The organism is uncultured Clostridium sp. (assembly GCF_900547735.1).
Taxonomy (GTDB): Bacteria; Bacillota; Clostridia; order Lachnospirales; family Lachnospiraceae; genus Otoolea.
The window spans coordinates 18,238-43,737 of sequence record NZ_URHZ01000017.1 but is presented as its reverse complement, the minus strand read 5'-3'; the positions used below and the strand labels follow the sequence as shown (position 1 = coordinate 43,737).

The 25,500-nt window shown below is 48.9% G+C and carries 22 protein-coding genes; 3 read left to right on the top strand and 19 right to left on the bottom strand.

The features are described from left to right. Positions 1-11: 11 nt before the first annotated feature. Complete coding sequence (locus tag QZT18_RS07625) at positions 12-1,538, bottom strand: AbgT family transporter (protein WP_294146228.1); 1,527 nt, start codon at positions 1,536-1,538, stop codon at positions 12-14. A 238-nt stretch (positions 1,539-1,776) separates the two neighbouring features. On the opposite strand from QZT18_RS07625, the gene QZT18_RS07620 reads away from it, so the two are divergent. Then, the gene (locus tag QZT18_RS07620) at positions 1,777-2,808 is read left to right on the top strand and encodes an NAD/NADP octopine/nopaline dehydrogenase family protein (RefSeq protein ID WP_294146226.1); all 1,032 of its coding nucleotides are present in this window, start codon (positions 1,777-1,779) and stop codon (positions 2,806-2,808) included. Positions 2,809-2,899: 91 nt separating this feature from the next. On the opposite strand, the gene QZT18_RS07615 is transcribed toward QZT18_RS07620, so the two are convergent. The 7 genes from QZT18_RS07615 to QZT18_RS07585 form a co-directional block, all read right to left on the bottom strand. Continuing rightward, a complete protein-coding gene (locus QZT18_RS07615) occupies positions 2,900-3,835 on the bottom strand; it encodes a LysR family transcriptional regulator (protein ID WP_294146223.1) in 936 nt (311 codons plus the stop codon). Between the two features lie 203 nt (positions 3,836-4,038). Next, on the bottom strand, positions 4,039-4,953 hold the full coding sequence (locus QZT18_RS07610; RefSeq protein ID WP_294146221.1) for a LysR family transcriptional regulator: 915 nt from the start codon (positions 4,951-4,953) through the stop codon (positions 4,039-4,041). A 135-nt stretch (positions 4,954-5,088) separates the two neighbouring features. Further along, positions 5,089-5,907, bottom strand: a complete 819-nt coding sequence (locus QZT18_RS07605; protein ID WP_294146220.1) for a DUF6282 family protein — start codon at positions 5,905-5,907, stop codon at positions 5,089-5,091. Positions 5,908-5,911: 4 nt separating this feature from the next. Then, complete coding sequence (locus QZT18_RS07600; RefSeq protein WP_294146218.1) at positions 5,912-7,189, bottom strand: TRAP transporter large permease; 1,278 nt, start codon at positions 7,187-7,189, stop codon at positions 5,912-5,914. Beyond that, a complete protein-coding gene (locus QZT18_RS07595; protein ID WP_294146216.1) occupies positions 7,190-7,729 on the bottom strand; it encodes a TRAP transporter small permease in 540 nt (179 codons plus the stop codon). A gap of 23 nt (positions 7,730-7,752) precedes the next feature. Further along, the gene (locus QZT18_RS07590) at positions 7,753-8,832 is read right to left on the bottom strand and encodes a TRAP transporter substrate-binding protein (RefSeq protein ID WP_294146214.1); all 1,080 of its coding nucleotides are present in this window, start codon (positions 8,830-8,832) and stop codon (positions 7,753-7,755) included. Between the two features lie 104 nt (positions 8,833-8,936). Further along, positions 8,937-9,800: an alpha/beta fold hydrolase gene (locus tag QZT18_RS07585; RefSeq protein ID WP_294146213.1), complete on the bottom strand. Its 864-nt coding sequence runs from the start codon at positions 9,798-9,800 to the stop codon at positions 8,937-8,939. A gap of 232 nt (positions 9,801-10,032) precedes the next feature. Between QZT18_RS07585 and QZT18_RS07580 the strand changes: the two genes are divergently transcribed. Next, on the top strand, positions 10,033-10,791 hold the full coding sequence (locus QZT18_RS07580; protein WP_294146211.1) for a succinylglutamate desuccinylase/aspartoacylase family protein: 759 nt from the start codon (positions 10,033-10,035) through the stop codon (positions 10,789-10,791). Positions 10,792-10,906: 115 nt separating this feature from the next. On the opposite strand, the gene QZT18_RS07575 is transcribed toward QZT18_RS07580, so the two are convergent. After that, entirely contained in the window at positions 10,907-12,445 is a 1,539-nt protein-coding gene (locus QZT18_RS07575) for an AbgT family transporter (RefSeq protein ID WP_294146209.1), read from the bottom strand. 109 nt (positions 12,446-12,554) lie between these two features. Here QZT18_RS07575 and QZT18_RS07570 point away from each other — a divergent pair, with 109 nt between their 5' ends. Next, entirely contained in the window at positions 12,555-13,490 is a 936-nt protein-coding gene (locus tag QZT18_RS07570) for a LysR family transcriptional regulator (RefSeq protein ID WP_294146207.1), read from the top strand. A 42-nt stretch (positions 13,491-13,532) separates the two neighbouring features. Here the strand turns inward: QZT18_RS07570 and QZT18_RS07565 are convergent, their stop codons facing one another. The 10 genes from QZT18_RS07565 to QZT18_RS07520 all read right to left on the bottom strand — a co-directional run bounded on the left by QZT18_RS07565 (position 13,533) and on the right by QZT18_RS07520 (position 25,445). Then, positions 13,533-14,627: a Xaa-Pro peptidase family protein gene (locus tag QZT18_RS07565; protein WP_294146205.1), complete on the bottom strand. Its 1,095-nt coding sequence runs from the start codon at positions 14,625-14,627 to the stop codon at positions 13,533-13,535. An 89-nt stretch (positions 14,628-14,716) separates the two neighbouring features. Further along, positions 14,717-15,766 carry a C45 family peptidase gene (locus QZT18_RS07560; RefSeq protein WP_294146280.1) on the bottom strand — a complete coding sequence of 350 codons (1,050 nt, stop codon included), beginning with the start codon at positions 15,764-15,766 and terminating at the stop codon, positions 14,717-14,719. Positions 15,767-16,213: 447 nt separating this feature from the next. After that, complete coding sequence (gene ggt, locus QZT18_RS07555; RefSeq protein WP_294146203.1) at positions 16,214-18,022, bottom strand: gamma-glutamyltransferase; 1,809 nt, start codon at positions 18,020-18,022, stop codon at positions 16,214-16,216. A 75-nt stretch (positions 18,023-18,097) separates the two neighbouring features. Further along, complete coding sequence (locus tag QZT18_RS07550) at positions 18,098-19,243, bottom strand: succinylglutamate desuccinylase/aspartoacylase family protein (RefSeq protein WP_294146201.1); 1,146 nt, start codon at positions 19,241-19,243, stop codon at positions 18,098-18,100. Between the two features lie 10 nt (positions 19,244-19,253). Continuing rightward, positions 19,254-19,400: a hypothetical protein gene (locus tag QZT18_RS07545; protein ID WP_164516807.1), complete on the bottom strand. Its 147-nt coding sequence runs from the start codon at positions 19,398-19,400 to the stop codon at positions 19,254-19,256. 15 nt (positions 19,401-19,415) lie between these two features. After that, a complete protein-coding gene (locus QZT18_RS07540; RefSeq protein ID WP_294146198.1) occupies positions 19,416-20,693 on the bottom strand; it encodes a TRAP transporter large permease subunit in 1,278 nt (425 codons plus the stop codon). Positions 20,694-20,710: 17 nt separating this feature from the next. Then, positions 20,711-21,355 carry a DUF6305 family protein gene (locus tag QZT18_RS07535; protein WP_294146196.1) on the bottom strand — a complete coding sequence of 215 codons (645 nt, stop codon included), beginning with the start codon at positions 21,353-21,355 and terminating at the stop codon, positions 20,711-20,713. Positions 21,356-21,528: 173 nt separating this feature from the next. Continuing rightward, entirely contained in the window at positions 21,529-22,161 is a 633-nt protein-coding gene (locus tag QZT18_RS07530) for a response regulator (RefSeq protein ID WP_294146195.1), read from the bottom strand. Beyond that, positions 22,139-23,551, bottom strand: coding sequence for a HAMP domain-containing sensor histidine kinase (locus tag QZT18_RS07525; protein ID WP_294146194.1), 1,413 nt, complete (start codon positions 23,549-23,551; stop codon positions 22,139-22,141). The genes QZT18_RS07530 and QZT18_RS07525 overlap by 23 nt, the downstream gene beginning before the upstream one ends. A gap of 235 nt (positions 23,552-23,786) precedes the next feature. Further along, on the bottom strand, positions 23,787-25,445 hold the full coding sequence (locus QZT18_RS07520; RefSeq protein ID WP_294146192.1) for a GGDEF domain-containing protein: 1,659 nt from the start codon (positions 25,443-25,445) through the stop codon (positions 23,787-23,789). Between the last annotated feature and the right edge of the window lie 55 nt (positions 25,446-25,500).

Genomic DNA, 25,500 nt, shown 5'->3' with positions numbered 1-25,500 from the left:
AAACCCCCTGATTACATTGTAAAGAAAATCGAGCTGTTAGGTCCGAGCGGTAATGCCAGGAAGAACCAGATTAACAGTTCGGCAACCATAAATATAAAATAGCCAATTACGTAAGGCATCATATTAGACATCAGAGTACCAAAACCGGCTTTTTTATCGTACTTCTGAGCAAGTGCCAGCAGCATACCAAAATAAGCAAATGTGGGACAAATGGGATTACTTACCGCATCACCGATTCTGTAAGCCATCTGTACCAATGCCGGTGAATATCCCATTAACATAAACATCGGAACAAATACACTGGAAAGAAGTGACCACTTGGTGGAAGCAGACCCAATTAAAAGATTCAGGAAGCAGCACATAATGACAAATAATATCAATACAACCCAAATTGGAAGCCCTGAAGATTCAAGCATATTTGCACCGTTAATAGCTAAGATCAGTCCCAGGTTGGACCAGTCAAAATATTTGAGGAACTGTGCGATAAAGTAGAATAACGCAATATACCCCGCCATACCGGCCATAGCGCTTGTCATTGCAGCCGCTACATCGTCAAATTTAGTAAAACGTTTTGAAGCATAACCAAAGGCAACACCCGGAATAGCAAACATCAGTGCAATAAGAACCGTCATTCCCTTCATCAGCGGAGCTCCAGAATTCAAAAGTGACCCTGTTTCATCTGCCAGAACTCCTGTTGCGGAAAGAATAATAATAATGGCTACATACGCTATAAATGCAATTACAGCTGCCTTCAGGCCCTTTTTATCATATGCACCCTGTTCCTGTGCTTCTTCCCTGTAATCACCTGTATAGCATCCCATACGCGGTTCTACCAGTTTCACTGTAATTACCGCTGAAAAAATAGTTAGAAAAATAACTGAAACTGCTGAAAAATACCAGTTCATGGATGGACTGAGTGCAATGTCCGGAACCAGCAGCTGAGCTGCCGCTTCGGTATACCCCATATTTACTACATCCATTGATGTAATCATCAGGTTAGATGCAAACGCACCTGATACAGAAGCATAGGCGGCCAGCATACCGGCCATTGGGTTACGTCCCATTGCTGCCCAGATAAGCGCTCCCAGAGGTGGCATTACAACAAATCCTGCACCGCCGGTGCAATCTGCCATAACGCAGACAAATGTAAAGATTACTATTACTTTCAGGTCGGAACCCTTTGTGTTGGCAAGTCCCCGAAGTGCCACATGAAACAGGCCCGAAGCTTCTGCTACACCTACACCGAGCATACAGGTCAATGTCAGACCCAAGGCAGAGGTGCCGGTAAAGTTGGTAACAAACGTGGTGAGCATTTTTACGAATCCTTCGCGGCTGAACAGATTAACAACCTCTACCACCTCGTTATTAACCGGATTAATCGCACTGACATGAAAAATGGAACATATCGCAGAAATTGCAACTACACCAATGCACAAATATATAAATAACAGCATTGGATTTGGAATTTTATTACCCATTACTTCTATGCCGTGCAAAAAGCCTTCCAACGGACTTCGTTTTACTTTTTTCTCTCCCATTTTTACCTTCCCATCCTTTCTCATACGCAGACATCTTTGTCATTTTTGACGTATAGACTACTGGCGCGCCCCCAAATCTATAGTAAAATTTTACAGTGTTTTGCCCCTTATCGTCCAACAGCTTTCCACGATACAGCCACAGCCTTTTGGCTGTTAAATCATACTTTTTATGTAATTTGTTTGAAAAATACCAAATTATATGTTAAAATCACTAAAAAAACAAAGGATGTGAAGAAATATGAAAATTACAATACTGGGTGCCGGTAACACCGGTAAGGCAAATGCTGTATTTTTGACCCAACATGGTCATCAAGTTATTCTCTATGACCGCTCTCCTTCCAGACTGGAACCAATCACAGAAAAAGGAATTACCGCAACCGGCTGCATCGAAGGATTATTCCATATTCCAGCTACTACAGCCCTCTCTATGGCCGTAAAAGGAAGTGACTTAATTCTGGTGTGTACAGTCGCTTCCGGACATCGCCCCCTTGCTGCTGCTCTCCAAGGTTTATTGGAACCCGGCCAGAACATCTTAATCACAAATGGCTGTTGGGGTGCTGTTGAGTTTGAACAGGAATTGGGGAAAGAGGCAGCCATCAAAGACTGTATTATCTCCGAGACCAATGGGCAGCTGATCTTATGTAATTCGCCGACCCCTGATTCTATTTATCTGAAGACTATCAAAAAGCAAATTTCATTTTCCTGCACGGATCCCACAAAAAACCAAAGTTTACTGGAATATTTACATCCACTTTTTCCACAGCTTTATCCCGCTCCCAGCGTGCTGTATACCTCGCTAAATAACTCTAACCCTATCTCCCATGGTCCTCTCGCGCTTTTTAATCTTACCCGTATGGAAAACGGTGAGGATTTCCTGCTTTTTGGGACAGGAGCCACGCCACGAGTCACCCGTTTCATGGAAAAAATTGATCAGGAACGGGTAAATGTGGTACGCGCCTGTGGAATTGAGGCTCCAACTCAGTTAGAAATGTTAAATGCATTCTGGCCACAAAAGCAGAAAAATCTATATGATGTATTTCACAACACGGCAGCCTATTCTGTCACAAAAGGCCCTACTACTCTGGAGCACCGTTATCTTTCTGAAGATCTTCCCTACGGGCTCGTTCCATACATACATCTTGGAAAAAAACTCGGCATAGAAACTCCCTGCCTTTATACCCTGGTTCAGATTATCAGTCTATATATGGAAACCGACTATTTGTCCATGGGACCATGTCTGGAGAAACTAAATTTTTCCTGTTACATATAAAAATCATCAATCCATTAAAGAATGCCGTAATGTTCCGGGCGCATAATTCCCGAACCATTACGGCATTCTCCTATGTATTTCTTTAATTCATTTATTTTTTCATCATTTTCTTTGTCATTGCAATAAATTTATGGGCGGCTTTCGTTTGATATTTATTTTTCAAATAATTAATTGCGATCATTTTATGGGCATTGGGAAAATCAAGAATAAATTTATGAATATTAACGCGCCCCTTATAGCTCAAAGCGAGGTTCGCTTCTTCCACAAAGATACTCGGACACAAAATCACACCCAAACCGGCTGCACACATGGACACCATGGTAGTAACATTTGCTGTCTCAAAAACAATATTACCGCATATGCCTTCTTCGTCACAAATTCGTTCAAACATTCCACCAATCCAGCTGCAATGATTCATTTTAATCAGTGGACAATGGGCAAATTCCTGTAATGGAAGAAATTTCTGAGCAAGGATCCTCTCCCTCTCGTTTTCTGGAATATATTCTTTCATTATGTTGTCCGGAACAACTATCAGTGTATGCTCCTCCTGAAGTATTTCGGTTGTGATTTTCTCTTCATCATCAAGTTCAAATCCAATGGTAAAATCAACGCGTCCCTCATAAAGAGCTTCCGTTATCATATTGGATGTACCTTCTACCACCAACACCTTCACCTGCGGAAAATCCTTTTTAAATTGTATCAGCAGCGGAGGCAGGATAAATGCTCCACGCGTAATTGGAACACCGATAGTTAGCGTAGCATTCTTAAAATCTTTGATATCCTGAAGTTCCAGCTCCGCTTCTTTTTTATCCGCCAGAATCTTTCTTGCATTTTTTAACAGACTCTGCCCTGCCAGCGTAAGAGTAAGCGGTGCGCTTCTATCAAAAAGCTGAACACCGAAGCAGTCTTCCAGCTTTGCAATATGATTGCTGAGCGACTGTTGGGATATAAATAACCGTTTTGCTGCCTTCGTGAAGTTCATCTCTTCCGCAGTCACAATAAAATATTCCAGATTAAGGAAATTCATGGCATCAGTTCCTCCCTTTCTTTCAGGTAAAATTATACGAGGACAGGGTAGAAATTGCAAGGTTTATCTGATAAGTCAATATGGGAAAATAAGGATAAAAAATATTTATTAAAGAATATCGAGTTATGCTTCAATTTCAAAGTCTACCTGTACCTGAGATTAAGTGCGGTTTATACCAGAAAGTCAACTTTGCATTTTTCCATCTACCCCATATTCGCCTTCATAATCCTGATAAACTCCTTCGCCGGCCCACTCAGCGTATCCCTGGAATCATAGGCCACCCCCATCGTCCATTTTGCCCCAAATTCCTCCTCCATCCGGCAGAACTGGGGTTCCACCGGGCAGTTGAACAGGGCAATATAGTTTTCCGGCATAAAGGAAATCCCGAGTCCCACAGAGGACAGGCACATCGCGGTCTGGACGCTGCTGGTCTCCAAATACGCGGCGGGTTTAATCCCCGCCGCGGCGAGGATCTGATCCGAAATCTGCCTGACCCGCTGATAGGGATAAGCCAGAACAAACTTTTCCCCTGCAAACCGCCTGGGATCGATGAACGGAAACGAGCTCTCCTTCTTTTCATAAAAATGCTCCCGCAGAAGGCTGTCTTTCGGCAGCACGGCCACAAAATTATTCTCACAGATTGGGACGCAGGAGATGGCTTCGTCCTTCAGAGGACAGTGGAGCAGCCCGATATCCACCTTTGAAGCCATTATGTATTCCTCTATTTTTTGTGACGGCCCCTCCCTGATCCGAATCTCAATATTGGGATACAGTTCCCTGAAAATCGGCAGAATTGTGGAAAAGGCAATGGAACCCAGATGAATGGTTGAGCCGATGGTCAGGCGCCCCTTTCTCATATTGCTGATCTCGCACAGTCCAGTTTCAAAGTCATTATAGAGTTTCATAATCTTTCTTGCCGTTTCCACATACTGTTCCCCTGCAAAAGTCAGGACAAGGCCGTTCTGAGTCCTCTTAAAAAGAGGCATATCATGCTGGCGTTCAATCCGCATCAGGCACTGGCTGAGATACGGCTGCGATACATACAGTCTTTCGGACGCGCGGGAAATGCTGTTTTCTTCCGCGATTGCCACGATATATTTCAATTCCTTTAATGTCATAACTTGCTCCCTCCCCACACGGAAAGGCAGGGCATCCCGTAAACCGTTTTTAAGGTTCATGGATGCCTTGCCTCTTTTACTGATCACCAACGAAAAGATCACTGCCATACCTTTCGTTGTATCACCATTATTTTATTATACCAGATTCAGCAGGTTTGCAGGATTGTCCTTTGTCATCAGATTCAGCTCTTCCTCCGTAACCCCATGGCTGAGAAGATACTGGAGATATTCCTCCATCAGTTTCGGCCAGTCCGGAAGTCCGATGTTGCCGCCATCCGTAGAGAGCACCGTATCGGAACATCCAAGCTCCGAAAGGTTATAAAACACATCCCCGTACGACCGGCTTAAATCCAGATATACCGCGCAGCGCAGGAAGTAGACGCCGTATTCCTGAAGATATTTCTGTTCCGGGACAGTGAGCCTTGTCAGAGACAGTTCCGGGTGATCAATCACGATTTTCTTGACCCCCAGCTCCCTGGCCCTTGCAATGACGGCTCTCTGCTCCTGAAATGACAGGTGCCCCGTGGACAGGATGACATCCCTGTCTGCAATCATGCGCAGGATGGATTCCAGTTCGTCCCTCACCCTTCCCCCTTCCAAAGCATTCAAACCGCCCGGCAGATTAAAATATTTTCTGTGGTTCTCTGCACTCTTCGTGGGCATCCATACCGTTTTAGCCCCCAGATTCAGGGCCGTCTCCACCGCCGCCGGATTGAATCCCCCTACTTCATCATTCAGGGTGATGGAACCGAACACGGGAAAACCGGCCGCTCTCGACGCGGCTTCCGCCCGCGCCATCGTAGGAAACGTATGGGATTTCAGCACGACGGCCGCTGCTTCCGACGCCTTCATCTGCTCCGCCAGTTCCAAATCCGTGAATTTTCTCGGCTGTATGTCGGGTGATGGATGGACATGCAGCTCCGTCACACCTTTTAATAGGTTTCTCTTCACCATGCCGTCACCCCGCCATCAATCCGGGAAGGAATAAGGTGATCTGGGGCACGAACGCAAACAGGGTGATCATGATAAGCGCCACACAGATATAGGGCAGAGCCCCCTTAACAATTTCCACAAATGTAGTATCGCAGACTGCCGCCGCGGTAAACAGATTCATGCCGAAGGGCGGTGTAATCAGTCCCATGACAAGCGCAATGCAGAAGGTGACTCCCAGATGCAGCGGATCCATTCCAAGCTGGACTCCTATCGGAATCAGGATTGGCGCCAGAATGACAACAAGGGCCAGAACCTCCATAAAACAGCCCGCCACAAAAAGCAGAATTAAGAGCAGCACCGTAAAGACAAACCGGCTGCCCAGATACGGCACCAGCGCATTAGCCACGGTGGTCGGTATTTTGGCGGCGGACAGAATCCAGCCGAAATTGGCCGACATGGCCATGATAAACATTACCATACCCGAGGTCACAACCGTCTTCTTCATTGCGCTGATCAGATCCGACAGCTTCATCTCCCTGTAGGCGATTCCCAGTACAAGACTGTAGATTACGCATGTTACCGCCGCTTCGGTCGGTGTAAAGATCCCGGTATAAATACCGCCCAGGATGATGACCGGGAGAAGCAGAACCGGCACCGCCTGTATAAAGGACTCCATTACCTCTTTTCTGCTGTAACTGACGGTGGCGGCAGCTTTTTTATTCCGGTTGGTCACCAGATTGACCGCAACAAAGGAAGCGGCCAGCAAAAGTCCCGGCACAATCGCAGCCACGAACATTTCCGGTATGGATACATTCATCGTACTGCCGTATACAATCATGCAGATACTCGGCGGTATCACCGGACCCAGAGAACCGGCCGCCGCCAGGATGCCCCCCGTCTCCGATTTGCTGTAACCGTTCTTCAGCATGGCCGGGAGCATGATAGCCCCGATGGCCGCTACGGTAGCCGGACCGGAACCGGTAAGAGCCGCAAAAATCGTACAGCAGACAATTGTGACGGTTCCCACGCTCCCCGGCGCGCCGCCCAGCAGTTTTTCAATGCAGCCGACGAGACGTTTGGAAAGCCCGCTGGACTCCATCAGATATCCACCCAGCGTAAAAAGAGGGATCGCCAGAAGCGGAAAGCTGTCCGTTCCCAGAACCGTTCTCTGGGCAATCAGGATCAGCGGTTTCATCTGTGTCACCATCAGAAAGATACTGCTGGAAATCCCAATAGAAAAAGCAATGGGAACGCCATATGCCAGAAGTATCATCATAACCCCTAATAACAGTGCAACTTCCATCTACCGCTCCCCCCTTTCTCCGCTTTGTACCTTATCTTCTGCGGTGGTAATCTCTTCCGTCCGCCCGGGTCCGGCCATTCTCTTAAGCAGGTTGTTGATCCCGTTCAGTATGATGCCGAATGCCCCGACTGGAAGGGAACAGTAGATAACGGACATCGGAATATGCAGGGTTGGCGTAAGCTGCCTCGTTGTCATGGACGCCATCTTGATTCCCTGCGCAAACAGAAGCACCGCACAGGCCAGAATCAGGAGATCCACCGTTATTTTATGTCCGCCCTTCATTTTCCCCTTTAAGTGATCATTCAGGATTGTCACGGCCGCATGGGAGTCTGTCGAGACACAGATGCTGGCTCCCAGCATCGTCATCCAGATGAAGCAGTACCGCCCCAGCTCCTCCGTACCCGACAGGGAGGCTCCCAGCACATATCTAGTAAAAACCTGTACGGCCATGGCTCCGGTCAGGACGGCCAGGAGGAGCAGGGCCGCTCCTCCGTAAATCCTGTTGACCAGACCGCACACTTTATCCATCGCATTTCTCATAAGCCTTCTCCTCGCCCGGCCGATTACTGGATTTCCGCTATTTTTGCATTAATTTGACTCAGCAGTTCACCGTTTACATCCGCCGCGAACGCCTCGTGAATCGGTTTTACCGCATCCCTGAACTGCTGTTTATCCGTCACTTCGTTCACCTGGACTCCGGCGTCCTCCATCTCCTTTAACAGCTTGTCGTCCGTATCCTTTGCAGATGCGCGCTCCTCTCCCGCCGCCTTCTTTGCAGCCTCCTCAAACCATCCCTTTTCCTCATCGCTTAAGTCGTCCCAGATAAATTTCGATACGCTGAGCGTGATGGGGGAGTAGAAGTGTTCCGTAAAGGAGATGTAATCACAAAGCTCATATGATTTATAGGTATACATCGGCGTAACCGGCTGCTCCAGACCGTCTATAGTACCCTGCTGAAGAGCGGTAAAACATTCGCTGGACGCCATTGTTGTGGGGTTGGCGCCCAGAGCCTTGAATGTATCTACGTAGGTTGAATTCTCCGGCACGCGGATTTTGATTCCCTTTAAATCGTCCGGCGTATAAATGGGACGTTTTTTATTGATGGTGCTTCTGAAACCGCCCTCGCCCCAGCTTAAAATTTTAACGCCGAAATCATTGTAAAGTTCCTCCTCCATTGCATCGGTTATGGCTACGTCGTCCAGAACCGCATGGGCCTGCTCACGGCTCAGAAACAGGTAAGGCAGATCAAAAACGGCAAAATCGGGTACTGATGAACTGAAGCTGAAATTTGTAATAACCGCCATGTCGATAGTTCCCATGTTCATGCCTTCCATCATGGAAAGCTCACTGCCAAGCTGTGCATCCGTAATTACGTCAACCGTGATTGCCCCGCCGGACAGTTCCTCTATCTCTGTTTTAAAATTCATTGCCAGCGTGTGGTAAGGATCCACATCCTGGGCCGGATCAATGTGGCCCAGCTGGATCGTTCTAGTCTTTCCCGCCGTTTTAGCCCCGCCCGTTTCCTGTCCTCCGGCGCTTTCTTTGGCCGCCTGCTGCGTATCCGCCGCAGTTCCTTTCGATGAGCACCCTGCCAGGGAAGCCGCCATGATAAGTGACATACCAATTGCTAACATTTTCTTCATAGTTTTCTCCACTCCATTTCTTATGTACGCTTTTTATGTTTACATGTTAAATAATAACAAGTCAATACCTTCACAATCACCGTTCTCCGCTTCTCCCGTCCGAATCAGGATACACACCTGGAATTCCCCGCCAGGCCGCCTCCCTCCGTGACCCGGTCGATAAAACGGCTGACACACTGATTAAATTTATCAGCCTCATAGTAGAACATCATATGACCGCTGTTATAAAATTTGTTCAGTTCCACATAACCTCTTAACTCCGCGGCAAACGCATCCACCATTTCCAGTCCGTACGCTTCCGACGAACCGCCGAATATTGCCACGGGAACCGTCAGTTTTTTCAGGTTACCGTAATTGTCGGTCTGGCAGAAATCATAGTGGAATTCCAGGGCCGACCACGGAGGCGTCTTCATGAATTCCGCCGTCACCCACTCCCTGTCCTCTTCCGTCATCGCCCCGTTTGATATCCTGGCGATAAAACGGCCGTAGAACGCCTCCCTGTCAAAAATCAGCGGCATGTAATTTTCCAGCCAGTTATCCACGTTGTAGTCCCGTGAGCGGTGTTTGTTCCACCCGTCGGGCGACATCGGGAACAGAGAGCCGTCTATCAGGATTATTCCCTTCAGGTGCGCCTCCTGCATCATAGACGCGTAGGAAACCACCACCGACGAACCCATGGACCATCCCCCCAGTATTACGTCCTCAAGGCGGAGGTGTTCGATCAGATCCCTGATATCCAGGGCATTGCGCTCCATCGTATTTCCGCTGCATACCTTGGCGGAACGTCCCTGGCCTCTGGGATCGAAGACAATCACTCTGTATTTCTCCGCCAGTACTTCAACGTTTCTTTCAAAGAATTTTGTCGTCGCTAAAAAGCCCGGCATCAGGAGAAACGGAACACCGTCCCCCCTGTCTTCATAATAGAGGACAGCGCCGTCCGACGCCGTAAAAAAATTGCTTTTATCCATTGCCTTACCTCTCCAATACCTGTTAAACCGCGGCCGTGATTTGAATAGATTCAGTATAGCAAAATACAGATATTGCAACAAAGACTTAATCTTTATCCAGTATATAACAGAAATATTATATCGTACGTAAAGGCAGGCGTATTTGTTGTTCCAATATTTTCCATTCTATCTTTTTATTCCCTGCTGTTGTATACTTTTAAGTAAGAAAAAGTACAGAGAGGTGGAGTCACCTATGTCCGGACAAAAGAAAAAAGGCCGTTGCCGGCCTGTTCTGCTGCTTTTATTCGTTTTGTGCGCCGTCTGCCTTTTTATGGTGTTAAGGCCGGGACCGAAGACGGAACTCATCATGGAGCATACTCCTCTTGAAACGGGATTTACCATCCTGGAAAGCGGTTCCCCCGGTAAAACCGTCCTGGTGGTCGGTGGCATTCACGGGGATGAAACTTCCGGCTGGATGGCCGCAGATCAACTGAAAAAGCGCCGGAAACTTAAAAGCGGAACGCTTATCATCCTCTCCCCTGCCAATGCTCCGGGGAGCCGGAATGGGGAACGGAACGTGGAACAGTACCGGGATTTGAACCGTTCCTTTCCGGGTGATAAGAACCGCGATTTGACTGACGGGCTGGCCGCCTCCATCTTCCTGAAAATCAGGGAATACTCCCCCGATCTCGTCATCGACCTGCATGAGGCTTACCGCGAGGGGTCCGGACGCGACTTTCTCGGCAACTCCCTTATTATCACCGATTCCGGAACTATCGATCAACTGGTCTTCGACCTGATTGTGGAATCCCAGGACGGAACGATCAAAACCTCCGCCCCCTTTTCCTGCTACAACGGCACTCCCGCAGGCAGCCTGAACCGCACCGTCACCGAAACACTCGGTATCCCTGCCGTCACCGTGGAGGTGTCGCAGGAAGAACCATTGGAAACGCGCATCCGGAACCAGATCGCCGTTGTGGAACGGATTCTCGGTTATTATTCGATGGAATAATAAACTGTTATTTTCGGCCGAAATGCCGCAGACTATCAGAAAAGGAAATCTTTCCTGCTGCACACAGCTATGAAAGATTTCCTTTTTATCTCCTTATTCCTAAAACCGTTTCCTGCTACGAAAGTCTAAGCGGCGCTCCGGGACCGAACGGGATTCCCAGGAAGAACCAGACAAGAAGCTGGATTGTCATAAAGCAGAAAAATGCTATGGTATAAGGCAGCATATTGGCCATCAGAGTGCCGAATCCCGCATTCTTATCGTATTTCTGGGACAGGGCCAAAAGCATTCCAAAGTACGCGAAGGTCGGGCAGATCGGATTGGTAATGGAATCTCCAATTCGGTAGGCCATCTGGGCCAGAGCCGGGTGATATCCCAAGAACATAAACATTGGTACGAAAATAGGTGAGAGGATTGCCCACTTTGTAGAAGCTCCTCCTATCAGCAGATTAATAAACGCGCACATGATGATAAACAGGACCAGCACCACCGGAATCGGCAGGCCGGAAGCTTCCAGAAAATCTGCTCCCTTAATTGCCAGGATAATTCCCATATTGGACCATTCAAAATATTTGAGAAACTGTGCCGAAACAAATATCAAAGCAATGTAAGGTCCCATATCGGCCATAGCCTGTCCCAGGGCCTTTGCCACATCCTTGCTTCCTTTAAACGCTCCCGACACCTTTCCGTACGCAACACCGGGAATAAAAAACAGAAGCGCAATCAGGAAGGGCAGCCCCTTCATAAGTGGAGCAGCGGAAGCGATCGCCGACCCCGTTTCCGGATCTCTCAGGATGCCGCTTTCCGGAATTACACCGGCAAGTACGACCGCCAGATATACCGTAACGGCAATTACCGCCCTTTTCAAAGCCTTTTTTTCGTTATCGGTTACTGCGCTCACTTCTTCCCCTGCTCCGGTTCCATGATACTGTCCCAGTCGCGGTTCCACTACTTTCACCGTAATGAAAACCGCCATGGCCGTAAGTGTAAAAACGGAAAATGCGGAAAAGTAATAGTTGATGGCAGGAGAAAGGGCGATGTCCGGATCCACCAGTTTTGCCGCCGTCTCCGTAAAGCTCAAGTTAACAACGTCCATGGATGTGACCAGCAAATTTGATGCAAACGCCCCCGATACGGCACCGTAGGCGCAGAGCATGCCGGCAAGCGGATTTCTTCCCATTGCCAGGAAGATAATAGCCCCCAGCGGCGGCATTACGACAAAGCCGGTGCCTCCCGCCGCATCCGCCATAACACACATAAATACAAAGATGCAGATGATTTTCATGTTGGAACCCCTGGAATTTTCCACCACATTCCGAAGAGCCACCGAAAAAAGCCCTGAGCGGTCGCAGACTCCAACGCCCAGCATGCATACAAGAACCATACCAAGAGCCGACAGGCCCGTAAAATTGCCGACTGCCGTCGTTATCATCCTGACCAGGCCCTCGGCCGACAGAAGGTTATAGACGGTTACGACTTCTCCCGTCGCCGGGTTCATACCCGAAAAACCGATCTTCGACAGCACGAACGAGGCTGCCACCGTAATGATGGAAAGCCATACAAAGAGCATCATAGGATCCGGGATTTTATTCCCCATATATTCGATTCCCGCCAGAAAGCGGTTAAAAATACTATTATTTTCTTTCTGTTGATTCATACTACCTTCTCCTGTAAGTACATGGCGCAAAAGAGCGCCGTTTATATTGAGCGCCGCCGGAATTAATGCTATACTTCAAACGTATCACACCAAAGGAGGCGCTTTTATCATGATCAATTTTTTGAACCTGCAGTATTTCCTGGTGTTATGTGAGGAAATGAATTTCCGCAAGGCTGCCCGGAAGCTCCATATAACCCAGCAGTCCCTAAGCGGCCATATCAATAAACTGGAAACAAGTTTCGGCGTTCCGCTCTTTGACAGAAAACAGCCCCTGACCCTGACTCCAGCCGGTATCTACCTGCGAAAAAGAGCCTCCGAATTTATCGCCATGCAGGATGATCTGCAAAAAGAGCTGTTGGATATAGGCGGCATGATTGGCGGTTCCTTGACCGTTGGAAGTACCCATGCCCGATCCCAGGTTCTTCTGCCCACCGCATTCCACGCCTTTCAGGAAAAGTATCCCCAAGTCTCGGTCAAACTCTTTGAGGGCACGACGGACGAGGTCGAGAACGGAATCCGGGCCGGTAAACTGGATGTGAGCATCGGTTACCTGGCCGAAACCTCCAGCCAGATCACCTCGATTCCGCTCTATGAGGAAAATATCATCGTGGTGATTCCCGACAGTATCATCGAACGTTACTTTCCCAACCATCCCGTCCTCCAAACCAGGAAACCGGATCTCAGCTTTGTAATGAGCTGTCTGGAAATGTGTCCGTTCCTGGCCATGACCCAGACCACCAGAACTCCTACATTTACCAGCCGGTATCTCCAATACCTTAATATCTCTCCAAATATTTTTCTGGAGACAAAAAATGTAGGCACTCTGCTGTCATTCTGCTCCATAGGGCTGGGCGTTTCGATTTTCCCCGAAACCTTCATCACCTATTCCCAATATGATTTTTCTCATCATTGCTTTTACACTATTGAGGACTACGATTCAAAAAATACGATTGTATTAAATTATAAAAACACAAAATATCTTTCAAAGACCATTCAGGCATTTATCAGCACCGTACGGGAAGTACTTGGCACGGTCCAGACGTAATGTCCCATTATACATGTCACCCACAAAATCCCGGGATGGGTTTTAAACTATAATAGCGCTCATATCAAACCGGGTGAGCGGTTCGTACCCATCCTCCGTAATCAGAACCGTATCCGAGTGACGTACCCCTCCCCACGATTTGTCCATTAATCCAGGTTCCACCGTCATCACCATGCCGGGTTCAAGCCGCAACAGGTTTCCTCGTTCCAGGGACGGAAACTCATGGGCGGAGCAGCCGACCCCATGCCCCACACGTCCCGGCAGGATTGAATCAAATCCTCTCTCAGAGTAAACCTTAGCCGCGGCAACATACAGCTCTTCAAATGCCGCCCCCGGTTTTAATATCCGGAAGATACTCGCGCGCGCCTTAAGCATGGCGTCATAAGCATGCTGTTTAAATGAGTCCAGTTCTCCAATGATGACGGTTCTCTCATTCTCGGCATGATAGCCGTCCGTCTTGGCCCAGGCCATGGGAAGGGTCAAATCTCCCGTCCGTGGATGGTAATGCCGTGGGCAGTCACAGCCGTATGCGATATGCCCATTGGAAAGACACCATACATGAAGACTGTCAATCATTCCTCCCTCCGAAGTACCAAAACCGCATACCTCAGAATCAGGAAATTTCTCATGCCACATCTTTCTCATGGAATACTGTCCCTGAGTACAGGCCTCCGCCTCAGAACAGCCCTGTTTTAAGTAATCGATCGTGACCTCCACACCTTTATCAACAAGGGCTGCGGAACGTCTGATACGGCTTATCTCATATGGATCTTTTATAATTTTCATCATATTGATTACCGGTGATACGTCGGTTATCCTGCCGGGGCTCAGCTTATCCTCAATCTCCCGGCAGAATCCGGAACTGCTGTAATCGAGCTCCAGTCCGAGATTTTTCTTATTTTTCCCCAGGAGCATCCCGGCTGCATCGACGGGATGGGCAGCCAGCGGTACATTATCTCCCCACTTACCGTAGGTTTGGATATTATCAATCTTACCTTCTTCACAGGCATGGACGTAACGGATGGCATGCACCAGCAGACACGGGTCATCGTCCAGAGAGATAATCATAATCGCTGGATGGCTGTTTAAAACCGGATTAAAATTACTGAAATAAAACACGTTTTCCGGCTTCGTCAAAATTACCGCGTCCATTCCCTTTTCCGACATGATATTTTTTAGTTTTTTATACGTCCATTTATATAATTTTTGCAGTCCATTGTCCCCTCCTATTTCAGTAATGCATATTTCAGGCTGTCACATGGATTTCCCAGGGTAGTCCATGCCTCGCCGTCCTCAAGCACAAAGAGGCTTGTCGAGATCGTCCTGGAGGGTGCCCCCTCTTTCGGATGGCGGCAGAGCGCGTTTACCCCGTTTTCATGATCCGACATAATGCGGAATAAGTCCTGAAACCTGATTTTTCCGTACTGTTCCCTCAGCATTTCTTCCATTCTTCTATATCGGAAATACGTAGAGGGGTACTCCGCTTCTTCCGGGTTCAGGTGTTTGAACTGATTCGACAGGTAATGGTTGGAACGGAAAAGAATGCCGCTTCCGCTGTCCTTTTCTACCGAAACTTCGTCCTTCGTCATCTCCGCCAGCCATGCCTCATTCTGATCGACAATCATAATGTTGAGTCCGTTCATTCGGGGCGACGCCTTCACATAATCCAGCGCCTCCCGGGCCGTCTTACACTCGGCAAGCAGGAGGTGGACATTTAAAAATATGTGGGAATCCTCCACCATCTCCATATCAGCAGGCGCTTTAGCCGACCAGAAGCCGGTCGTCGCAACTCCTACTCCGTGGCTGTTCATCCCGCTGGCGGGATAGGTGACCGTACCTGCACCGTTAATTTCCACGATCTTCAGCCCGTCCGGATATTCCCGTTCCACCACAGCCTGCTCGATATAAGTGCTCATATCCCTGTTCTTAATCACATAGGTGCATCCATCCGCCGTCGCTTTCCCCCTGGCCATAATCATGCTGCATTCCTGGTTAAAATATCCCGTCATAAAATAAGCGGGAATATTCAGCATCAGAATCTCCTCAAAAGGGCTCCCAGCTCCTTCCGATATCCCTTTCATTTCTTCAAAGATATCACTGTGCGCCTGTTCTAAAAACGCTGCGTTCCTCTTAACAAACGCTTCATAACGTATCATATCAACGTGATCAGAAATCATCTTTTTTCTTACTTCTCTAATATTGTGGAGAATGATTTCTCTAAGCTGCCCCCCTTGCTGCAAACCCTGTTCATATGGAGTTCCTTTCACTTTTACCATGCTGTTCATGTTGTTAACCCCTTTAAAGTCCTTTCTGTTGAGAAACGTATATTTATAATTATTCCGGTGGGATCCCTGTTCTTATCGATAAATTCATTATATTCGCTGTCTTCCCTGTAATCAAAAAGTTATTTTTCGACCACCCTGACAGTTTATTACCTGTCAAAGTTCCCTTCTGATTTCTGAAAAGCATAATATTCTCTTTAGATTCACCCACTGAACCACCCTATTTTCAACAGGCACACGGCTGTCTTTACTCCTGTTATTCCTTGGATTTCCGGCAAAAGAAAAAGGACCGGTAACGGTCCTGCTCAGATAAATTTATAAGATAGAATAAAAAGAAAAGCCGGGATGGCTGACCCCCGTGTATACAGGCTCATTCTCCCGGCTTTGAAAGTGTAAAGAATCGTAAGAAATGTTATATTGTTTTAGTCGCCCTGACTGCAGTTAATACCCAACCGCCTTCCCGTCACGCCTCGGATCCGCACCGCCGCGCAGCGTTCCGTCGGGAAGCATCTCCACAGCCTGCACGCACGGATAATCCATCCAGTCTCCGGTTTCAAGTACCGGATGGCCCAGGGCTTTTAATCCTTCGATTACGTCTTTGTCGACCCTGGTCTCGATCATGATTGTCTCATCGCTTGTGGTCCAGTCGGAACCGGCGTGGATTCTCGGTGCGGAAATCGCATCCTGGATATCCATATCAAAGTCTATGACATTAGAGATAACCTGAGCCACACCGGAAATAATTCTCTGGGAACCCGGCGCGCCGATGGTCATAACCGGCTTTCCGTCTTTAAGAATAATGGTAGGTGACATGGAGCTCATCGGACGTTTGCCCGGCTGTACCTCATTGGCCGTGCCGACCTCGGCGTCGAAGTCGTCCATCTCATCGTTCATAATGAATCCGTATCCCTCCGGAACCACGCCGGAACCGAATACGTAGTTGATCGTTTTCGTTACAGCGACAATGTTTCCCTGTTTATCCATGATGGAGTAGTGGGTCGTCTGTGGTGACTCATAAGCCCATGCATCTCCATGCTCAAAAATCTGCGCCTTTTCAGGGTCGATCTGGGAAGCCAGTTCCTTTGCATATTCTTTGGAGGCCATTCCCGTCAGCGGAACATCGATAAAATCGGTATCTGCCGCAAAGAAGCCTCTGTCCTTGTATGCCATTTTCATAGCTTCCGTCAATGTGTGAAGATGCTCCGTCGAATTGTGTCCCATCCCCTTGATATCAAAGTTCTCAAGAATGTTCAGAATCTCCACAATTGTCGTACCGCCCGATGATGGAGGCGGGGAGGAGAGAATCTCATATCCCCTGTAAGTGCCGCTGACCGGAGTCCTGAGCTTGATATCGTAGTTTGCCAGGTCTTCCAGAGTCAGGATCCCGCCCGATTCCTGGACAGCCTTAACCATGGCTTCCGCCATTGCTCCCTTGTAGAATGCATCCGGGCCGTTGTCGCGGATCAGGGAGAGTGTTTTTGCAAGATCCGGGTTTTTAATCACATCGCCTACCGAATACGGAAATCCCTCTTTCAGGTAAATATCACCGCAGGCCTCGAAGCGGGTGAGCACTTCGAACTCTTCCATCATATCCCGGTTCAGGACAGCCGATACCTCATAGCCGTTCTCAGCCATCTCGATGGCGGGATTCATAACGTCTTCCCTTGTCATTGTTCCATATGTATCCAGGGCGTATAAAAGTCCTTTTACTTCGCCCGGCACGCCGACTGCGGGACCGCCCAGCCATTTTGTGTCATCCGTCAGTTCCCCGTCTTTGTCCACCGGCCACATTCCCGGCTCTGCCTTGGACGGCGCCGGTTCACGGAAGTCTACAAATACATTTTCGCCCGTCTCCGCCGAATGGATTAACATAAATCCGCCTCCGCCGATGCCGGATGACTGCGGCTCGCATACGCCCAGGGCAAATCCTACGGCAACCGCAGCGTCTACGGCGTTTCCTCCGGCCTCAATAATGTCGGCTCCTATCTTCGACGCCTCATATTTACCTGTGGATACTACGCCGTTTTTACCGTTTCCGTCACGGTCGTCGCGCTTAATCTGTCCATTCTCGTCGTAAGGTTTCCATCCATCTTCCTCCGCCGCAGCTTCCTGTGTTTCCTCAGGCGCTTCCGTCTGGACGGCGGACTCCTGTACCGCCTCCGTGGCCGGCGGCGCGGTCTTTGTCTGGCATCCCGTAACGGATGTTGCCAGAACAGCAGCTAAAAAGAGCGCCAAACTTTTCTTTCTCATATTCATATCCTCCTAATCTCTTTTAAAAGGTTACCGTTCCGGAGTGTGTCTGACTGAAAGCAATCTTCACACACTCTAGTTCAGGAAACTTCCCAGTCTGTTTCCTCCCAGATCCGAGCCGTCCGAATCCACGAACAGTTCCGTATAAGTCGGAACTTCCGAGAAAACAATCTGGTTGTCCGGGTACAGCTGGTTGTATGCGTTCGTATACTCGATGACTCCCTGGAGATGTCTTCCGACTCTCTCCTCAATGGGGTGCCCGTTCTCATCGTAGGGAACATACAGAAACCCCAGCTTCGCGCTCTTGACATACGCCTTGTCTTTGCCCGTCAGGGCCAGTTTCTCATTGGTCGCCCCGCGCAGACGTCCCTGTGATGCATTGGCAGTCTCCATCAGCAGCGGGATGGTGTCCGTATAATCGCCCAGCTCCCTGTGTGTCAGGCCGTGCAGGTTGGTCGGCGACGGTTCCAGGGACATCTGGATGCCCGCAAAGGTCAGTTCCATCATTCCGCTGGCCGCCAGCGACATTCCCTTTTCATGGGAAACCGTCGCGTTGATAACCGGGTACTCCGGGGATGCCTCGTGAAGGTCAAAGGTTTCGTCCACGCCTTCCGCCCGGATCATCTCCGCTATCGCATAGGCCGCCTTTTCCGTAGAATTGCCGTCCGGCTTTCCCGGGTATGCCCGGTTGATGTTTCTTGTCTCCGAGCCGGAGAGCTGCTGCCCGGAGGCCGCATGCACATAAACATCCGGATCCGGCCACTGGTCAACCGGATTGGAAGCCCTGGAGCCATAGCGGAATTTCCGCTCTCCGCTGGGCGTTGTAATGTGCATATACTGTGGGGACGCCTCCTGCGGATCGTTGTGGGTCATTCCGCTTCGGTTGGTAAAGGGAATCACGTAGACCGTTCCCTCTTCCACCTTCGCCGTTTCAATAAATGTAATGGCCGCCATATATCCGGCCGGTTCATTACCATGGGTTCCTCCGAGAATCAGCGCCTTGCCACCCGGTTTTTCTCCCTCCATCACATAGACTTCCGTGTCCATGTTCGTGCCTTTGATGCCGTCAAAATACTCGGATAGCATCTTTGTGCCCGTCACACCCGGTCCCGGTTTAATCTCCCCGAGATTCTTCAGTGACGCAAAATTCTGTCCCGTCACCGCTGCCACCAGAAGCGCCGCCGCCAGGCAGACAGCCGCTGTAATATGGTTTTTCTTCATGTCTGCCTCCTTATTTAATCATTAATAATCTCAGTATCAGCGGAATTACAACGAGAGCCGCGTTGGCCTGCAGTGTAATCTTTTTTTCGTCAAACAGGTTCCAGACGGTAAATATCAGGACAAGTGCCACAATTCCTCTGTAAATCAATGTAATCATACCCGATCCCTCCCTCTATTTAATCACGATATACGGCGCCAGAACATTAGCAAGAAGAATAAATGCAATGGCCCAGACAATAATCATCAGAGACGGAATCATACACTTTTTAAGCACTTTTGTATACTTGTCGAGACCGACTACCTGGGCTGCAAAGATTCCTGCCAGCGCCGTCGGAGGCATCATGTCTCCCAGTGAAGCAATCAGTGAAATGGCTGCCGCCGTGATAATCTGGTTCTTGCTCAGGAAGGCCAGCAGGAACGGTACTCCCAGCACGGAGGCCGCTCCGTAGGAAGATACTGCGCCGAACAGCGGAATGGTAACCGCCATCGCCAGATATAAGAAACCGTTCGGAAGGCTGAGGCAGGTTGTTACAATAAAGCCGCGCACGCCCGTCAGTGTCATAATCTGAATAAACATTCCGACGCCCATCAGGATTCCCAGAACAGGAAGCACACTCTGGACCGCGTCCTTACACACCTTCTGCACATTGATTTTGTAGCCGGTGAACAGTCCCGTCACCGAGGCAATCATGAAAATCAGCGGCATTCCCAGGTTGGGGAGTGATGGAACCGTCTTGTTAAGGACCATCAGAATCATCGCCACAAAAATCGGGATGTAAATTTTAAATCCGAATTTCTCGCCCGGCTCATGGTTTAGTTTTTCCCTGATTACTTCGTATTCCAGCTTTTTCACATATTTTAATCCGAACATCAGGGCAAAAACGAATGCAAGCGGAAATGTCAGAAGCGCAAGGGGAAGTTCAAAACCGACATAAGGAATATCAATTCCGCCTCCAATAATCATGGCCGGAATGTTGACCGGCGGAGCTATCATTCCCAGGATTCCGCCCATGGCCAGGATACAGGCCGTTTCAAGCTGCGGAATTCCGATAAGCATCAGCACCGGGGCCATAATGGAACCGGCAGAAAGAACCGCTGCGGTGGAAGAACCGGTAATCATACCCGGAAACATAATGACCAGCATAATCAGGCAGACCAGCAGGGCCGGTGCCTTATGGAACTTCTCAATAATCAGGGAAGACAGCGCATCCAGCGCTCCCGACTCCTGAATCACTTTCATGAAAATCATGGCGGTCGTAATAACCAGAATCGTATCCACGTAGGAGAAGGTTCCCTCAATCAGATGACGGAGCGGAAAACCGTATCCTCCCACAAGGGCTCCGACAACAGCCGCCAGCACCATGGAAAGACTTACGGGCAGCTTCAAAAGGAAGCAGCCTGCCACGAACACAATCACCATGGCTAAAAATATTATCAGCTCAATACTCATATGTAACCCCCTGAAACTTAAGATTTAAATGCGGCGCCCAGTTTCGGAACCACGTCGGCCATGCTGCTCACCTCGTCGAAAGGAATTCCCGCCTGTGCCGCAAGTCCCTTCATGAGGCCGTCCTTATCTCCGTCCGCCACTACGATGGCATAGTCTGCTTTTTCAAAACTCGGTGCAATGAATTTATCGGATAAATCACCGCGCCTGGCCTCTCCGCCCACATGCACCGCGATGATGACGATTCCCTGCTCATCCGCCGCGCCGATCAGTTCTGCCACGCGCTCCAGTTCACCGTTTGCATCGATTCCGGCGGCTCCAAGTCCTTTGGAGGAACCTCCCACGGCCAGCATCAGCGTTTTAATCCCTTCCAGATCCGCCGAGGTGGCAAGGCTGTTTTTCTCACACTTGATGTTGTTTTTATCCAGCATCGTCTTAACCATCTCATAATCGGCGCTCTGTCCTACAGAAGTCAGAAGAACCGGCCCTTCGGCGATCGCCTCCTTGAGTCCTTCAACCTCCGCGGCTGTTTGAGCCTCTCCGCCTGCGTCCTGTGTCTGCGCAGCCGCCGGCTGGCCGCCTCCCTGGGAAGTCTTTTCCCCACATCCACTCACTGCCATAGCCAGCGCCAGGCACATTAAAACTGCAACTGATTTCTTTCTCATATTTCCCTCCTGCGTTATTTTTTTGTTAAAATCATAGTATCATAGGCCATCCCAAACTTCTATTTTTTCTCTTATTTATCTCTCGTTGAAATAGACAAAAAAGGAGCTGTTTTTTCGTGATTTTAACTATAAAATCATTTCAAAACAGCTCTTTTCTAATAATTTCATACAATTTACAGCAGTAAATAGCTCTGTTTCGGTCTTCCTTTCTTGCCGTAACTGCTCTTTACATCCACTTTTTCTTCCGAGGTAAGGTGCTGGAGATAGCGGTACGTCGTCTGATAGGCAAGCCCCGTTTTCTCTGAAATTTCCTCCACGGTAAGATACTGCGTCTGCCCCCTCATCGCGTCCTTGATCAGCTCCATCGTAGAGGTTCCGATACCCTTGACGATAAACGGTTCGTACTCATTCTTCTTTGCCTTTTTGCTCTCCATCAGCCTGATATGGACACGGATTCTGGAAATAATATCCGGCGCCTTGATCGGCTTTGTGGCAAAATCACTGGCGCCCGCCTCCAGAAACTTATCGGCAATGCCCTGGTCCTCGTCTATCGTAAATACAATGATGGGAATGTCCGGATCGATTTTCCGGAACATTTTCACTCCCTCCACCCCATTGATATGCGGCATGTGGTAGTCAATCAGAATAAGATCCGGCGCGCTCTTCTCATACAATTCCAGCGCCTGCCTGACGTTCTGGGCCATCAGCCCCTCCCACCCCTGTGTCTCAAGCACCGCTTTCAGCGCGCAGAGAATCTCAGGCTCATCATCAATCAACAGAATTTTAATTACACTGCTGCTCATCATACTCCTCCTCTTTATCCTCGGGCAATCTCAGTACAATGCTTGTCCCTTTTCCGATCTCGCTGTCTATCGCTATCGTCCCGCCCGAATCCGTCACCACTTTCTTTACAAAGCTCAGGCCCAGGCCGTGGGAGCTTCTGGTGGTAAATCCCCGTTCCCAGATGAGTGACAGCGTGTCCTCATCGATTCCTTTTCCGTTGTCGGTTATATTAAAACAGATCTCCCCTTCTCCGTCTGAACCGGCCTTATCCACAATAAAATCAATGCTCCCGCCATCCTCCGCAAGGGCATAGAACGAGTTTTCAATCAGGTTGATAAGCGCTCTTGAAAACCGTATTTTATTGACAAGCAGGTATTTTTCCGGAACCCGGTTCGAGACATGGACCAGGGACGAATACTCCGAAACGGAAATCTGGGCTAAAACGGAATCCAGTATTTCTTCCGTCGAAATCCTGGTCCTGTGATTCTCATAAAGAATCTCGGAAATCATCCCGCTCATCTTCTCAATGGCCGATTCCACCTGGCTTAAATATCCCGATTCCTTTGACATCTGCCTGGAATCGCAGGACATCCGCACCACGCCCACCAGCGCCTGGGCCGATGTCAGCGGAGACTTGAGATCGTGGACCAGATGGCGCATTTCCAGATAGGTCCGGTTCTCCAGGACACGGAGCCTGGTATCCATGACCATCCTCTCGTTCTGGGCCTTCAGCTCATTCATCGCCTTCAGGTTATTCTCATCCCGGATCAGCAGAAAGAGAAGCACCCCCATAAACATCAAAAGGGCGAAGAATATCGCCACGGTCCCGTTCATCTCGGGTTCCATCTCCAGAAACTCGGCAATGATCTTGATGTCCCTCGACATCTCCCCCCGGCCCGTGGGAAGTCCCTTCAGGCAGGGCATGATATCCAGAAACTGGAGCGCCGACAGAAACACCAGAATCAGCATGGCTTTTTTCCACAGACTGACGTAATTATAATCATTTTTCCCCAGCAGAATCAGCAGAATGATAAGAGACAGCGCCGGTATTCCAAAATCATACTTAATTTGGTGGACCACGCTGATAATCGTATAAATTAATGGGATGATGCAGAAGACAATGGCCGATTTCAGCCACTTTGTGATCTTGTGGTCGCTGTCCAGCTCGATGGATTCAGCAATAATAAACGCCCCGAAATAATGGGGAAATGCGCGGATGGAATTCAGCGCCCCCAGCTTCATTCCCGCCGTCCACAATTCCAGCTTGTCCCGTGTGACGATGGCGTCATAGGCTTTTTCCGGAATATTCCACATATTGATTGTCAGAAAATATGGCATACAGATTCCAAGCAGCAGTAAAACGCAGCCCGAAAAAAACTTCTTTTTGTTGAAATACCTGACCCGAATTTTCATAGCTCCCCCCGTATGTGCATGAACGTTTCAGATTTAGCAGGTCTATCATACCATATTACGGGGGAAAAATACAATATCACCTTTCTTCCCGGCTTAGCCGCATGTCTTTTTACCGCGGACAATTCGATAGAAAATTGCAGTGTTTTTAACCGAGCGGTCTGCCGCCGCTCACCAACGAAAAGAACGCCTCGCGAACTTTTCATTGCCACTCAATAAAAAGGGAGCCTTAAGTCTTTCAGACCTCCCGGCTCCCTGCTTTTTCCGAATATTCCAATATTACATGGCCATGCTTTCCGCCATTTTTCATCTGATACATTGCATGATCCGCCATATCCATCAGTTTCTCACATGTCAGTTCCACGGCATCGTATACTGAAAAATCAACGGTTACGGCGCCGATACAGCAATAAACCGGCAGATGCACTCCGCTGCCGCGCAGCACAAACCGTTCCGCCGCCGTTTTCTCTACCTGCACCAGCCGCTCTTCCATCTCCGCCATATCCCCGGGGCTTTCTATCAGGATTACGAACTCATCGCCTCCAACCCTTCCCACCGTTCCGTTTGTCTCTCTCTCAAGGACAGATGCGAAGAACATCAGAGCCTGATCTCCGACATTGTGTCCGTAATTATTGTTAAAGTCCTTAAAGTCGTCGATATCCACAAACAATACCGCCAGTCCTGTATGCGCGTTTCTGTGGCGCTCAACCGCATCCCGGATAGACTGGCTGATCCGTTCCCGGTTAAAGACTTTTGTCAGGGCATCCCGCCCGGCGCGCTCCTGAAGAAGGCGCTGCTGCTGCATCTTGTAGAGATTTTCCGTCTCTATAAATTCCAGCAGACCGTTGACCTCCGCTGCCAGCGCTCCCAGCTCATCCTTCTTTCCAACCTCGACGCGCGGGGAATAATCCTGTCTTTCCCGGATGGAATTCAATGTGTCGGAAATATTTTTTATCGGATGGACAATCCGGTGTGATGCAAACCAGCCGATTCCCGCCGCCAGCATAAACCAGAGCAGCAGAATAAAGCAGATCATCATATAGTAAACCGTTTTCTGGCTCTGGTAGGCGCTTAAATTGACCGACAGCATAACACGCCAGTTCGTATATTCCAGGTTGGAATAATAAGTAATATAATCCGTTCCGCCGACCTTATAACGGAAACTGCCCTGAGGATGCAGCGCAAAATCAATTGAGCCGTATTTCGCGGTGTAGTTTTTCCGTTCCGCCTCCGTCGTGACAAAGGAATCCCGGTTTTCATCGGAAGTGCCCGCACTGATAATCTTTCCCTTCCCATCCAGCAGGTAAAAGGTGGATTCGTTCCACAGCTCTGCCCGTTCCCTGATGGTTTCATAGAAATCGGTGCATAGTTCCGCCAGAACATAGCCTAATACTTCTTCCCCGTCTTCAATTTTTGCTATCGCCACCAGAGTCTTATTTCCTTCTTCATCCGGCATCGTATCAGAAATGTAAAACGGTTTATCTCCCATCATTTCTATCAGGGGATCAATCCCTTCATTGGCAAATACATCATGCTGTACACCGCATGCAGCCACGCGGCGGTCTTTGTCAATGATCGCAATTGCGTCCAGATATCCCATTGTCTGGACGCGGGCCTCCAGCATATTATCCAGATATCCCTGCATTTCATCATTAAGCTGGCCGCGCATGGCCGCCCTCGACATATTCATGTTTCCCATGACGGTCAGATAATCTCTCTGCTGTTCGCAAAAGTCCGTCATCTCCGCTGCCTGGGCATTGGCCACAACCTGAAGGCTGTCGGTAATTACTTTTTCCATTTTATTGGAAAACAGATAGGCAACCAGGACCATAAAAAGTAAAAAAGGAGGAACAACGAGTGCGAAAAACAACCGACACATGGAATTGCGAATGCTCATATGTAATACCTCATAAAAACAAAATACAGTCTTATGTTTTTGTAAAAAGGCAGAC